Below are 14365 nucleotides of genomic sequence, written 5' to 3'. Positions count from 1 at the left end.
TATGAAGCAACTGGGACTTTTACTCGTTATTTCATTGGCAGCCTGTGGACAACAATCTGCCCAACAGCAAACAACTAGTGCCTTACAGGCCGATTCAACGTCGGTTTATCAGATTCGTAAGCCCAGTCTCGACGGTATTGGTAAGATCTATCAGGGCCGTGAGATTGCGCAGGTGATGGGGCATCTGGGAGCGGCCTGGCTCGAACGCCCGGAGCGCGAACGTGAAGAGCGCACGGATCTGCTTCTGAAATCCCTTGATCTGAAACCAACCGATGTGGTGGCCGACATCGGGGCCGGAACAGGATTTTTTACCTTTCGGATAGCACCTGAAGTCCCTAATGGCAAAGTGATCGCAGTGGATATTCAACCCGAAATGATTACTTACCTGAATCAGGGCAAAACCAAACGCAAAGCCGCTAACGTAGAACCTGTTCTGGGTACTGAATCCGATCCGAAACTCAAGCCGCACAGCATTGACATGGCCATTCTGGTTGATGCGTATCACGAGTTTTCGTATCCACGCGAAATGATGGAGCATATCGTATCGGCCCTAAAGCCAACTGGTCGCGTTGTATTGGTTGAATACCGGGCTGAAGACCCAGCGGTACCCATCAAAGAACTTCATAAACTAAGTGTAAGCCAAGCCACCAGGGAAATGAAAGCGGCCGGATTACGGTTACTGAAAAACGATGACCGACTTCCGCAACAGCACATTATGTTCTTTGGCCGATAACATTCAGGAAGCGAGTAACTCCTTCTTCGCTAACTTACTTTTCCGGAAACCGTATGAGAAGTAAATCACCAGCCCGATTACCAGCCATACCACGAAAATAAGCCAGTTGGTTACGCCCAATTCCGTCATTAGGTAGAGGTTTGTTAGGATGCCCAGTACGGGTAACAGTGAAAAATTCCGCTGAAAAGCGAATACCGACAAAACGGCCCAGGTAATCCAGAAAACAGCTACCAATGGTTTTTCTTCAATGCCTGGCAACAGATTTCCTGTAAACACGACATAGCCGAATAGCAGGAGAAAACCGATGCCAATGATGTATTTGCCGTTTACATAAGGTACCCGAAACTTCGACTGGGCCGAGATTCCTTTGGCATCCAGGTATAAAATGCCACCACACACCAGAATAAACGCGAAGAACGTACCCACGCTGGTCAGGTCGATGAAGAACTGCATGTCCAGAAACAATGAAGGGACAGCTACCAGAATGCCGGTGATAATAGTTGCAAACGATGGCGTTCGGAACTTCGGATGAATTTCGGAGAACTTCGGCCACAGTAACCCATCGCGGCTCATGGTCATCCAGATACGGGGTTGCCCTAGCTGATAAGCCAGCAGCGCACTCGTAATGGCGACCACTGCACTGACCGAAATAATCCCTGCCATAAAGTTCAAATTCAACTTTTGGAACACATACGCCAGCGGATCGTCGACACCCAGTTCTTTAAAATTGACCATACCTGTCAGGACCAGTGTGATCAGCACGTACAGAACGGTACAGATAACCAGGCAGTAAATCATGGCACGGGGCAAATCGCGTTGGGGGTCGCGGCATTCTTCGGCGGTAGTGGATATGGAGTCGAAACCGATAAATGCAAAAAAGACCGAAGCCACCCCACTTAATACCCCTTTTACGCCATTCGGGGCAAAGGGCGACCAGTTGGCCGGTTTTACATAAAATACGCCCACACCAATGACCAGCCCGATCACGCAGAGTTTTAGGAGGACAAGGAAGTTACTGGCATTTCGCGATTCTTTGATACCAATGTACACCAGGGCTGTAATGAGCACAGTGATCATACCGGCCGGTAAGTCCATGATGATTTTTAACCCTCCCAGTGAAGGAGCCTGATCGTAGGCAGTCGCCAGCGCTAACAGATTGGCTGGAAGAGCCGTTGCGGCTGGTCGGGCGGCCTGCACTTCTTCGTAGGCTCGGTGGGCTGATCCATAATCGGTAGCCAGCCAGCCGGGAAAGTTGATTCCAAAGCCCGATAGCATGGACGTGAAATATTCTGACCAGGAAATGGCTACCACCATGTTCGACACGGCATATTCGAGGATGAGCGCCCAGCCAATGATCCAGGCAAAAATTTCTCCGAACGACACATAGGCGTAGGTGTAGGCGCTACCACTTACGGGTACCGTACTGGCAAACTGCGCATAACTCAGGGCCGTAAATACACAGGCGATGGCGGTAAAAACGAACAGCATCGATACCGCAGGACCTCCATTGAAACTGGCCCGGCCAATGGTACTGAAAATACCGGCTCCAATGATGGCAGCAATACCCAGTGAAGTCAGATCACGGACACCAAGTACTTTCATCAGGTGCGAGGAGTCGCCTGAACCAGCATCGCCGATGGCCTGTGTAACGGTTTTTTTTCGAAAAATCGACATGTATAGACGGGAGAAAACGCGTTCTATGGACGTTAAACCGCTAAAAATAGAAATTCTTTCCGGTTTTTAATCGGTTACCTGTACATTCGTCCTATGCCAATTAGCCATCGGCTTTCGTTGATGTGGTAGTAGCGCAGTTAACTATGTCTATTCGGGTTCAGAATCTTACCAAAGAATACAATCAGCAACGGGCTGTCAATCAGATTTCCTTTGCCGTACAGCCCGGCGAAATCGTCGGTTTCCTGGGGCCAAATGGAGCCGGTAAATCCACGACCATGAAAATTGCTACGGGCTATATTCAACCTACGGAAGGAACAGTAGAGGTCAACGGCTTTGATGTTCGTACACAGCCTATGGAGGTCCGCCGGAGTGTAGGCTATTTGCCGGAGCATAACCCGCTCTATCTGGACCTTTACGTAAAAGAATATCTACGTTTTGCAGGATCGCTACACGGTCTGCGGGGCGCTGGTCTGAATCGGCGAATTACCGATATGATTGAACTGGTTGGGCTCGGCCGCGAACAGCACAAACGGATTGGGCAACTGTCGAAAGGGTATCGTCAACGTGTCGGGCTGGCCCAGGCTCTACTGCACAACCCTCCTGTCTTGATTCTGGACGAACCCACCACGGGCCTCGACCCGAACCAGCTAGCCGAAATCCGGCAGGTTATTCGCGATGCCGGACGTGATAAAACAGTCCTGTTCTCGACCCACATCATGCAGGAAGTCGAAGCAATCTGTGACCGGGTGATTATTATCAATCGCGGGCAACTCGTCGCTGACGGGTCGCTAAACCAGCTCCGAAGTGCCTCCGGTGGCGATAGTATAGTTGTTGTGGCTGAATTTGAAGGAGAACTGGAAAATCCTACTTTACTGACCGCACTCGCGGGAGTAGAACAGGTAGAACCCTTAGGAGCCGGTCAATATCGAATCATGGCCCGGCCCAATACTGATTTACGAGCCACCATTTTCCGACTCGCAGCCGACCAGAACCTAACACTCGTTGGCTTACGTCAGCAGGAAAATTCGCTGGAAGGAATTTTTAAGGAATTGACAAAGTAACGCGGACATCCTGTCCGCAGGTTCTAAATAGTAGCCTATATCCATACCCTGCGGACCGGATGTCGGAATGCCGCACCACCGCGTTACTCATACCGACAATAACTATGAGGCCAGTCCTCCCAATTTTCAACTAATCCTGCCTTTACTGGATTTTGAAGAATGTAATTGATAATGCTGCCAAATGATTTATGAGTCCGTACCACATGGTCGTAACTTTCTGCCTGCCAGAACGGCTGTCCTACACGATTGAGAATACGATTCGCCCGGACCGAGGTGTACGTTTTTATGCGCTGAAGTATTTTATAGAAAGGCACATCGTCTTCTAGTGGCGTTAGCAATGCATGAACGTGATTAGGCATGATGCAGTAGGCGTGAAGATTATACGTTGAATTATGCCCAAAATGTAAACTTTGCTTAACCAATTGCGCTATTTCATCCTGTTGTAGCCAGTTAGCATGCCCTGAACAGCGATCTAGGTACTTGTCAAAGGATATAAAATATCTGCCTTCCAGCCTTTTTTTGATAATTTCCAGCGACTCTTGACTCGAAATATGCTCTTGAATTAGTTTGCTGTGTTCTTGCTGTAGTTGGAGTAGTACCGCAAAAGGCACAGTCCCATAAAGGCGAAACGTAATAAATAAAGTTTCTCCCGGAGGCATGATATGTGGTAAGCGTCGGCGATAGGGTTCGTGCATGAACACTATACGAAAACGAGCAGAAAAAGTAACGCGGACATCCTGCCCGCAAGTAGCCTAAAATAGGTACTGCTAACAGAATATCCGCATTGGAAATAAAATCTGCGGACAAGATGTCCGCGTTACTTTGCGGCTGCCATGAGCGGGTATTGGTCGAAAATGGACCGCACGATGCCCTTGAAGTAGTTATTCTTAAAGTTCTGGTTGCGCATCATCTTCGAGGCATAACCTTTCCAGATTACCTGATACGATTCGGCATCGATGAGCGAGATCATCAGCGTGCCTTCATCCAGGTTATAATCGATGCGCTTGTAGGTAGCGTCGTCATCTTCCCGAACTACCCAATCTTTGATAACCGGCTGCTGATAGCCCCGGAAACGCAGGTCGGAACGGAAGATGTTATAAGAAATCAGAAGATTCGGGCTACGGTTGCTAACCCGGTAACCACGGGCTTCCATCTGGTGCCGGATTGCATCCTGAATATCGGAACAGAGAAGGGTTGAGTCGACGAATTCGCACTCCAGAAAATTGAATGATTCGTAGTTTTTAAAATGACCCTCGTAGCTATAGTCGTGCTCCACAAACAATCTGGTCGATGAGCACCCCGCCATAGCCATTGCGGCTACTGCAAACAGAATTCCGATGTACGTTCTCATACGGGCATTTGTAAAAGTTTCAATCAATAAGCTTTATAAAATGAATTGACTCTATGTGGTTATTCTGACCGAACTCAAATATAATCGTAAATGTTTGGCAAACAATAGTATAGGGCCAAATTTTAATTCTTGTTTATTCCCCGGTAAAAATCCAGTCCACGGCGCATTTCAGCACTTGTAACCGACACATCATAGGCACAACTTCCCGGCCCATCGAGTAAGGCCATACGAATATCCCGCCCCCGGTTTTTTTTGTCCTGCAACGTCAGCGCCAAAATTGGATCAATATCTTCGTCGTTCAGCTTAACATTCCCATATACGGAAAAAATGTACTCTTCGGTTGCGGTCAATAGCGACTGATCGATCATTTTTTTTTGAAAAGCGATAAAAGCCTCTGTAATCATGCCTACAGCGATGGCTTCGCCGTGTAATAATCGCTTGCGGGGCTGGGTCAGAAAGTAAGTTTCGACAGCGTGGCCGATGGTATGGCCAAAGTTCAGAATCTTACGCAGGCCTTTCTCGGTCGGGTCTTGCTCCACGACGCGCTGTTTAACGGCTACCGAGTGAGCGACTAGTCGAGGCCAGTCCTGTTCGTCCAGATCGCGTCGACGGATTTCGTCCCACATGTCGGCGTCCGCAATCAGGCAGTGTTTGATTATTTCCGCAAAACCTGAACGAAGCTCGCGCTCGGGCAGGGTTGTTAGGAAATGGGGCTCGATGAGTACAGCATCGGGTAATTTAAATACACCAATGTGATTTTTGTATCCATTAAAATCGATGCCGAGTTTGCCCCCCACGCTGGCGTCGACCTGGGCCAGGAGGGTAGTGGGTATCTGGGCAAAGGCAATGCCTCGCTTGTACGTAGCCGCGCAAAACCCACCCATATCGCCAATGACGCCCCCGCCCAGGTTCAGTACCAGTGCATGACGGTCGAAATTAGCGCGTGTGAGGGCATCCCAGATCAGTTCGCAGGTAGCAATGTGTTTCTGCTCCTCGCCGGCTTTGATCCGAACCAGCGTATGTTTGGGAAGTAGGGACTTTAGTTCAGGGTAACAGAAACGAAACGTATGGTTATCGACAATGACGGCAATGGCCGAAAAATTGTGCGCATCCAGGAAAGCAGGCAGGCTTTCGGTGATTGGGGCAATGGCTACGGTTGACATGCTGTAAAAGTACATCAGTCTTCGATTGGGATAAAGTCAAGACCGTAAGTATTTTTGGCTTTCTCTCCCTACTTCTTTCCTCTAAGCCCTATGAAGGTTCGTTACCGAGTATTGGCCGGTTTGTTTCTGCTTTCTACCATCACTTACCTCGACCGCGTTTGCATGAACGTGGTCAGCAAATATGTCAAAGCCGATCTGGGCCTCGACAATGAGCAGTTTGGCTGGATTCTGGGCGCTTTCTCGCTGTCGTATGCCCTGTTTGAAATTCCAACGGGTACGCTCGGCGATAAAATCGGACCCCGGCGTGTGCTGACACGGGTGGTATTCTGGTGGTCTGGGTTTACGGCCCTTACCGGTACGGCCTTTAATTTTCTCTATCTGCTGATCGTTCGGTTTCTGTTTGGGGCTGGCGAAGCGGGCGCTTATCCCAATGCCTCAATCGTAATTGCCCGGTGGTTTCCGGCGGTTGAAGTAGGGCGGGCACAGTCCGTTATCTGGGCGGCAGGTCGATTGGGCGGAGCTTTAACACCGTTGCTGGTGATTCCGTTGGTCCATTATGCGGGCTGGCGATGGGCGTTTGCCGTGCTGGGTATTGTGGGTGTCCTTTGGGCTATTGGCTGGTATACCTTGTTTCGCGATGACCCGGCCGAACAAAAAGGTATCAGTAAGGCCGAAGTGCAGGAAATTGAGTCGGGCCGACGGATTAAACATACTGATCATCGCATTCCCTGGACAACCATCATCCGTAACCCAGACCTGTGGGCGTTGATGCTGATGTGCCACTTATTTTTCTACGGCTCTTATTTTTTCACGAACTGGTCGTCGGTGTATTTTCAGGAAGGGCGTGGCCTGACTGAAGATCAGACCAAAAATTTCATTTCGCTTTCGTATTTTCTGGGCGCAGTCGGTTGTCTGGTAGGTGGTGGTTTGAGCGATGCCCTGACCAAACGCTATGGCCTTAAGATCGGTCGGCGGGCTGTTGGCCTGGGTGGGCTGGGCTTATCAAGTTTATTCTTCCTGCTGGCCGGATTGACTACCGACAATGAACGGGCTGGTTATTTACTGGCTACCTGCGTATTGATGAAAGATTTGGCCTTACCCGTAGCTTTTGCCGTTTGTGTCGACATCGGGCAGCGTAATTCGGGAACCGTAACGGGCGCTATGAATTTTGCTGGTCAGTTGGGTGGCTTTTTCATTACCATTCTGTTTGGAATCATCGTCAAGCAAACGCACAATTTCAACTATCCCCTGTTTATGATTGCGGGCTGTTTGCTGGTGAGTGCTCTGCTTTGGCTCCGCATTGACCCAACAAAGCCTGTGGCGATAAAGTAAGTAGTTTGGTACTGCAAAATGACATTGTTATGCGTGATCTATGGTCTAAAAGCATCCCCCTATCCCGTTAACTTATTCGCCGGTTTTAACGTGTTACTGCCGGTTTGCGAAGTTGTTAATGGGCATAAAAAGCCCTCATATTGTCGCGATTGCCCTCCATCCACTTAACTCGTCTGATTTAACTTTGTGTGAATAGTAAACCAATAGTGAACGACATGAGAACGATCCGAATTATGGCACATGTTACGTTGGACGGTATAATCCAGCACGAAAACAGCGAAAACTTCGCCTATGGCAATTGGACGATGCCTTTTCAAAGTCCGGCTGGGTTAGAGGCCGTTATGGAGGCCCAGGGCAGTCGTTTCGATCTGCTGCTAGGCCGCCATACCTACGATCTCTGGACCGGATACTGGCCTAAGGCTGGTAATAGCCCAATAGCCAACAGTATAAATGATGCGACCAAATACGTAGCTACTCATAGGCCGGACAGCCTCGAATGGGGCCCGGTTGAGAACTTAAGTACGGACATCATTGAGGGTATTCGCGCTATCAAGTCAACGGATGGCCCTGATCTGATCGTCTGGGGAAGCTCAACGCTGACGCCGGTGTTGCTTGAGCAGGGACTGGCCGACGAGGTTGTCCTGCTGGTCTACCCGGTTTTGCTGGGCCGAGGAAAACGCTTTTTTTCGGACAGTGTTGACCCGTGTAGACTTGCTTTCGTTAGCACGAAGGTTACTCCTACGGGGGTGATCATAAATACCTATCGGCCTGTTGGACCGCTGCGGGTATAAGGCTATATCCACGTGAAAGACCTAGCTGTCGTGAACTATGAGATTTAGTCATTGATTAGTAGTTAATTGAGTGCCGTTGCCGTCGCTACGTGGTCAAAAATCTCATAGTTTGCGTTAATTCTTGTTAGGGGTTGGGGGTAAAGCCCAAAAGCTAGTTTAAACAGCCTCTTAATTTGTTATAATTATCAGGTAATCTGTTCTGCGAAAGAGATAAGAGTTGACTCATGAATCCTACCATTGGCAAATACATCATCCTGATTGGAGCGGCCATTGTGATGGTTGGCGTTGTCGTTTATCTGTTTGGTGATAAACTCAGTTGGTTAGGCCGACTGCCGGGCGATATTCGGATTGAGGGCAAAAATGGGGGCGGGTTTTATTTTCCTATCGTGACCTGTATTGTGGTAAGCGTGCTCCTCAACCTGATTATCGTTCTGATCCGTCGCTTTTTCGGGCCTTAGCACTAGTCGATTTAGCGGGTTGGGCGGCATTTTCTTCGGTATACGTCAATTTGTTTAGATAGAACACTTCGCGCTGGCTGCCTGAGGTTCTGGAGGGGGCTATTTTCTGAAAACCACAGGCCAGGAAATGCCGGTCGTACCAGGCCATTAGATTGTCCTGGGCTGAGAACGTTACTTTTTCGTTTTCAGCCGCCGTTTTCAGCTTGAACTTTTCGGTTTCCTTCAGCACCTTACTTTCCTGAATCACCTCAGTCGTAATTTCGCCATCGTTCGGATAGGCCAGTACCATACGGTCGTCCTGATGCGACACCTGCACCATTTCGGTTAATTCCTTGCTAACCAGCTCTTTGATGGGGAAGCAATTGTCCCACAGGAGGTTACCCTGCTTGTCGAAGCCACAGATAAACGCATGTGTGTACCGATAGCCTTCGTAGCGATCCGATCCCCGAACGATGCCCCCGTAGACTAGCGTACTGCCCCGGTATTGTGGATAATAGACTTCGGATACCAGTGTCAGACCTGTAGGGGTCGGTTGGAGGTCGTGGACTAGCAGCCGATAATGAAACTTGTAATCTTTGCCTTCTTCTTTCTTTTTGTTGGCTTTGGCCAGCAATTTTTGCTGCCGCTGCGGTTTCAGGTAATCGAAAAAGTGCTGCAATTGCGAAAACTCAATGTACTGAATCGACTTGCTGGCTTCGTCGGCATGGTCGCCATGATGGATTCGGGTCACGTAAATTCCCTGCGAATAGGGGGTGCAATCGGTAGAGTAATTGCCCACCAGCAACGATTCCTGTTCATTGACGGGCAACAGTTTACCCGAAACCAGGCTTTTTTCGGCTCCGTCGAAATCGAGCGTACGGACCAGTTTACAGTCGTAATTATAGGTTCGGATCGAGAACTGACAGTGTCGTTTCAATGAATGCACCAGCACATTAACCTCCCGTCGGGATTCGTCGATTTCGAGCCCACTGAGTTCCATCCGATTCACGTACATGCCGGGAAGCACTTTGGCCGAGTGGTCGAAGAACGAGAACGCCATCACGACCGGGCGCCCATGACGATATCCACCCACGTACGCCTGGCTGCCCAATACCTTAAAATACTGTACATCGAACTGATCGAGCAGGGTACCGTCGAAGGTTTCAATAACGCCATCATCGAGATGAAGCCGGAGAAACTGGAATTTGCCCCTGTCGTAGTCGCGAAACAGGTGATACACGTACTGATCTGTGTTGCAGTCGAGTACGGGCGTAAAATCATAGTCCTGTTTGAACTGGGCTTTCCAAAGTAGCTTTAAGTTGACGTCGTATTTCTGGAAATTCAGGTTGGCAGGGGTGTTGTCGTAAAAAGCCCCCGTTCGAATAGTGACCAAAAGTCCCTTGTCGTTCAAAGGGGTGACGTCAAACGCTTCGGCTTCGTTGGGGTCCGATGGAATTTCGAGCCGTAGCGACTGGGCCAACTGCGCGAGCACAGGGGTACAGACAACGACCAAAAACAGCGTGACTATGTAGAGCGTCCGAAGCATATAATCAAATTTACGAATTACAACTTACAGTTTACAGGTTTGGGCTTACGGTATAAGGTGGCTAACAGAAAAAATTATCAACGTATCGCTTGTACTGTCAAAACTGAATACTGAAATCTCACCAGCAAAAATCATACTGTTCTACAGAAATTTCGGGTGCTCTACACCTGCCAGCGCTTTTTCAGGTAATCCTTCATAAATACGTTGATATCCCACTGGCTGGCAACGGGTAGGTTCGAGTAAGGCAGGGTAGGCAGATAGCCGGGGGCTGGCCCAAACTCACAGGTCACGGTAAGCATGGGGGCATTGGCACGCTGAAGTCGATTGCGAATAGCGTCCCACCATTTGGCATGAGTTTCCAGCGCATCTTTCCATTCGGGCGCTCTTGGATCGGTAACCTGCGGGGCTTCAGGCTGACCCACCCGGCAGTGAATATGGTCGCTGACGGCAATGGCACGGTCCACATTACCAGCCTGATCGGCCAGATACGACTCGGCTACGTTGACCCAGTGCGAGTAATCGGCGGTTAATCGCAAGTCGGGGAGTTTAAGCAGGTAGTACTGAATGGCCGGAGCACTATAGGAAAAACGACCCCGGTGCGTTTCGTGCAGAATCCGAACACCGGTTTGTTTCTGGACATCGATAGCCGTTTGAATCAGCTCGACATTTTGCTCGAAGGTGAAGTAATCGTGACCGGTATGGACGTTGATGAACAGGGGCTTGTACGAGGCAATGTCGAGCAGGTCGTCGTGGTATTTTTTCTTGTGTTCAGCAAAATTACTGCCTCCGCCAAACGCCATTAAAATTGGTTCGAGTCCGTGGTCGCGCATGACCTGCGTGGCTTCTTTTCGTTTGTCGGGACCGGCCGCAATTTCCATGCCGTCGTAACCTACGGCTTTCACCCGTTTGGCGGCTTCGGTATAGGAGAGATTTTCCATGCCCCACATCGGGCAAAAGAAGAGTGTTTTCAAGAATGTAAAGGGCTTAGTTTATCTGCTCAAAGTTGGTGGAAAAAACGAGGTTTCCCAGCTCTTTTTTCTATACCGGCAGAAAACGCAACTTGTCCCGATTTTTATCCGGTGCCTTTTAGGAAGCTTTACATACTTCCATAAATAACTCCTTATCTACTGACATAGGGCTGTCAGTAAGCGTGATTTTCTTTGTAGCCTACCAATAAACGTCTGTACGCTATGAATTTTTCCTCGGTTCGGGTCATTACCGCCGACCTCAGTCGTCTTGTTCAGTTTTATCAGCAGGTTACGGGTATGCCCGTGACACAGTATACGGATGATTTCGCGGAGTTGCGTACCCCTTCGGCTACGTTGGCAATTGGGAGTACACGCACTCTGGCGCTATTCGGAGGGGAGGATGTGGCTGAAGCTGCCAGTAACCGCTCGGCAATCATCGAATTTCGCGTTGACGATGTGGATGCTGAATACGAAAAGTTGGTGGATTTTCTAGATGATTCTGTGGTGCAGAAACCTACGACTATGCCCTGGGGAAACCGTTCGCTCCTGTTTCGTGATCCCGACGGTAATCTGGTCAACTTTTTTACGCCAATCACGGCAGAGGCCCAGCAACGATTGCAGGGGTAATCATCAACTGCCTGGTCTGCCAGGCTAGCTGTTGATGTTGCTTTTTCAAGGGTTTCGTAAAGCGGAGATTAAAATTTACAACGGCTTGAGTAATAAATAGGTCATATGTGTATTTCGACCTTAGCAGCCCGGTGGTCTAGTGTGTGACGCGAGCCATCGGCGCTGTTCTTACTCATCCGTTGTGCACACCTATGAACCCTTGGAATAACTACTCTCTGCGCGTTCGTACTTTTCTTTTTACCAGTTTGATTGTTTATGGGCTATTGGCTAATGGTCTATTGAGTAGTACCGCCAAAGCACAGGTGCCAGCGAATGCCAATAACTGGTATTTTGGAAATGGCGCAGGGGTTACGTTTCGTAGTGGTTCTCCGCAGGCTGTAATCAATGGCCAACTGCGTGTGCAGGAGGGGTGTGCCTCCCAGTCTGATGCCAATGGGCAATTGTTATTTTACACCGACGGCAGTATCATCTGGAACCGAAATCATGAGATCATGCCAGGTGCGGTCAATCTGGGTGGAAGTAGCCGAAGTACGCAGTCGGCGCTGATTGTGCCGTATCAGAATAGTACCGAGCAGTTTTATGTCTTTTCGGTTGGCAGTTCAGATCAACCGATCGGTATTCAGTATGCCATCGTCAATATGAGCCTGAATGGTGGTTTGGGGGGACTTTCTGTTAAGAATAAACCGCTCCTGTCGCCATCGTCCGAAAAGATTACGACCATCTATCACTGCAATAACCTGAATCACTGGATCATTACCCATGAACTAACGACGAATGCGTTTCGGGTTTATCTGCTCAACGATAATGGCCTTATTCTTACCCCTAAGGTGTATAACGTAGGATCGGTACACCAATCGCTATACCGGGCGGGTAGTCCACATCGGGCGAGTAAGGGGTATATGAAACCGTCGCACGATGGTAAAAAATTGGCCGTTGCTGTTTCGGACAGTGTGGAAGGTGGATTTGTGGAACTGTTCGATTTCGACAACCAGGCGGGAGTGATCTCAAATGCCCGAAAGCTGGAAGTACCGGCCACGGTTGGCGCCTACGGGCTTGAGTTCTCGCCCGACAATTCACTGATTTATTTATCCACTATATCGAGTAAAAAGATCTATCAGATACGGGTTAGTGATCTGGTCATTACGGCAACGCTCAATGTACAGGCTCTACGCAATGCGTCGCCCGGTGTAGGGGCGTTGCAAATTGGACCCGATGGTAAAATTTATGGTTCTCAGCCGGGCGAAGAGTATCTGATGGCGATCAACCAACCCAATCAGGAAGGGGCCAGTTGCGACCTGGTAGCGCAGGCAGTGAACCTCGGGGGCAGAACGGCACTGGCTGGATTACCGTTCAATGTGGATACCATTCCCCGGCTTTTGCCTAGGGTGAACATTGAGCTGGCTAAACTCGGTGGTTGTAACAATTTTCTACTTTCGTCGAAGACTCAGAATCTGGATGCGAATTACCTGACTTACCAATGGTATCTGAATGGAACAGCGGTTGCAGGTGCTACATTCTCAACCCTGAAACCCACCAAGTCAGGCACCTACCTGCTGAAAGTCCGTGAAAGCAAATGTGCCGACATCCACCTGACATCTACCGAAGAGTTGGCCGTCATTTTGGTTGAGGTCAACCCAACGGCGACGATCATACCGGACTCCTGTGGCCGATTTCGGCTCAATGCTCATGCAACCGGTGGCGTACCGCAATGGACCGGACCCGGCATTAATATATCCAACGACCGGCTGGATTCGCTGGTTGTCTCGAACGTGAACGGCGTACAAACGTACCGGGTGCGGGTCACCAGTGCCGAAGATGCATCCTGCTTTGCTGAAAAAGACGTATCAGCCAGCTTTACCCGCCCGTCGCCGTTTCGATTCGTAACTCCAAACCAAACCGTTTGTGGAGATACACTTACGCTCCGGGCGACACCCAATACCGACTGGGATACGTTTAGCTGGCAATTACCGGATGGGCGTTCAATGAATGGCGCTACCATGTTAGCCCGGCAGAATGGTCAATACACCCTAATCGCCCGCAGCACAAAAACGGGGTGTGTCAGTCGCGATTCGCAGATGGTGACGCTGAATCCCTATCCGAAACTACAACTAGCTACTTGGCAGATCGACACCTGTTTTGCCAGCGCAGACCACATTGCCCTGAATGCCGGAGCCTTACCGGATGTTGTCTATAGCTGGTCGAAGGCTGGAAGAATTATCGGTACAGAGCAGGTACTGGACGTGAACGACTACGGCTGGTATACCATTAGCGTTCGCTCCTCGGCTGGATGTCAGGTGAGCGATTCCATTCAGGTCAGTTCCAACTGCCCGCCCGCACCACCCATAGCGTATGTACCTGATCTGTTTACACCCAATCGGGATGGGATGAATGAAACGCTGGTGATCTATAGTTCAGGAACAGCCAGTATGACGTTAACTATTTTCAATCGTTGGGGAGAGCCTGTATATGAAGGCATCAGCGAAACGGCCGTTTCGGCAGGATGGTCGACCTGGGATGGCACGTTTAAAGGACAACCCGTTGGCAATGGTCTGTACGTGTATCGGCTCGATATGAAAAATGCGACTTACCCGGCCGGGTTTACCAAAAAAGGAGTCATTGAAGTACTGCGCTAATAGGCGCGGATGTTCGTTGATTGTAAATCAATTGTAGCAAAATTCGGCT

Annotated in this window: 13 protein-coding genes; 7 read left to right on the top strand and 6 right to left on the bottom strand. The window is 49.5% G+C overall.

The window, feature by feature from the left end:
- The first annotated feature begins 1 nt into the window (after nt 1).
- Nucleotides 2-733, top strand: a complete 732-nt coding sequence (locus ACYVFD_RS32730; protein ID WP_461094741.1) for a class I SAM-dependent methyltransferase — start codon at nt 2-4, stop codon at nt 731-733.
- A gap of 3 nt (nt 734-736) precedes the next feature.
- On the opposite strand, the gene ACYVFD_RS32725 is transcribed toward ACYVFD_RS32730, so the two are convergent.
- On the bottom strand, nt 737-2407 hold the full coding sequence (locus tag ACYVFD_RS32725) for an amino acid permease (RefSeq protein ID WP_461094740.1): 1671 nt from the start codon (nt 2405-2407) through the stop codon (nt 737-739).
- Nucleotides 2408-2550: 143 nt separating this feature from the next.
- Between ACYVFD_RS32725 and gldA the strand changes: the two genes are divergently transcribed.
- Nucleotides 2551-3468, top strand: coding sequence for a gliding motility-associated ABC transporter ATP-binding subunit GldA (gene gldA, locus ACYVFD_RS32720; RefSeq protein WP_461094738.1), 918 nt, complete (start codon nt 2551-2553; stop codon nt 3466-3468).
- Nucleotides 3469-3551: 83 nt separating this feature from the next.
- On the opposite strand, the gene ACYVFD_RS32715 is transcribed toward gldA, so the two are convergent.
- The 3 genes from ACYVFD_RS32715 to aroB all read right to left on the bottom strand — a co-directional run bounded on the left by ACYVFD_RS32715 (nt 3552) and on the right by aroB (nt 5982).
- Complete coding sequence (locus ACYVFD_RS32715) at nt 3552-4127, bottom strand: REP-associated tyrosine transposase (RefSeq protein WP_461094737.1); 576 nt, start codon at nt 4125-4127, stop codon at nt 3552-3554.
- Between the two features lie 158 nt (nt 4128-4285).
- Nucleotides 4286-4819 (bottom strand): DUF4136 domain-containing protein, encoded by a 534-nt coding sequence (locus ACYVFD_RS32710; RefSeq protein ID WP_461094736.1) that lies wholly within the window; start codon nt 4817-4819, stop codon nt 4286-4288.
- A 122-nt stretch (nt 4820-4941) separates the two neighbouring features.
- Nucleotides 4942-5982, bottom strand: a complete 1041-nt coding sequence (gene aroB / locus ACYVFD_RS32705) for a 3-dehydroquinate synthase (RefSeq protein ID WP_461094735.1) — start codon at nt 5980-5982, stop codon at nt 4942-4944.
- Nucleotides 5983-6072: 90 nt separating this feature from the next.
- Between aroB and ACYVFD_RS32700 the strand changes: the two genes are divergently transcribed.
- The 3 genes from ACYVFD_RS32700 (at nt 6073) to ACYVFD_RS32690 (ending at nt 8563) form a co-directional block, all read left to right on the top strand.
- Nucleotides 6073-7314, top strand: a complete 1242-nt coding sequence (locus ACYVFD_RS32700) for an MFS transporter (RefSeq protein WP_461094734.1) — start codon at nt 6073-6075, stop codon at nt 7312-7314.
- A gap of 215 nt (nt 7315-7529) precedes the next feature.
- A complete protein-coding gene (locus ACYVFD_RS32695; RefSeq protein WP_461094733.1) occupies nt 7530-8105 on the top strand; it encodes a dihydrofolate reductase family protein in 576 nt (191 codons plus the stop codon).
- A 224-nt stretch (nt 8106-8329) separates the two neighbouring features.
- A complete protein-coding gene (locus ACYVFD_RS32690; protein WP_461094732.1) occupies nt 8330-8563 on the top strand; it encodes a DUF2905 domain-containing protein in 234 nt (77 codons plus the stop codon).
- On the opposite strand, the gene ACYVFD_RS32685 is transcribed toward ACYVFD_RS32690, so the two are convergent.
- Both ACYVFD_RS32685 and ACYVFD_RS32680 read right to left on the bottom strand, forming a co-directional pair.
- A complete protein-coding gene (locus tag ACYVFD_RS32685) occupies nt 8529-10088 on the bottom strand; it encodes a hypothetical protein (RefSeq protein WP_461094731.1) in 1560 nt (519 codons plus the stop codon). The two genes, ACYVFD_RS32690 and ACYVFD_RS32685, sit on opposite strands and share 35 nt — an antisense overlap.
- 161 nt (nt 10089-10249) lie before the next feature.
- A complete protein-coding gene (locus ACYVFD_RS32680; RefSeq protein WP_461094730.1) occupies nt 10250-11059 on the bottom strand; it encodes a sugar phosphate isomerase/epimerase family protein in 810 nt (269 codons plus the stop codon).
- A gap of 219 nt (nt 11060-11278) precedes the next feature.
- Here ACYVFD_RS32680 and ACYVFD_RS32675 point away from each other — a divergent pair, with 219 nt between their 5' ends.
- Entirely contained in the window at nt 11279-11683 is a 405-nt protein-coding gene (locus ACYVFD_RS32675) for a VOC family protein (RefSeq protein ID WP_461094729.1), read from the top strand.
- Between the two features lie 191 nt (nt 11684-11874).
- Nucleotides 11875-14316, top strand: a complete 2442-nt coding sequence (locus tag ACYVFD_RS32670; protein ID WP_461094728.1) for a T9SS type B sorting domain-containing protein — start codon at nt 11875-11877, stop codon at nt 14314-14316.
- The last annotated feature ends 49 nt before the right edge of the window (nt 14317-14365 follow it).

Source organism: Spirosoma gilvum, assembly GCF_054776815.1.
This window is presented reverse-complemented; position numbering and strand designations above follow the sequence as displayed.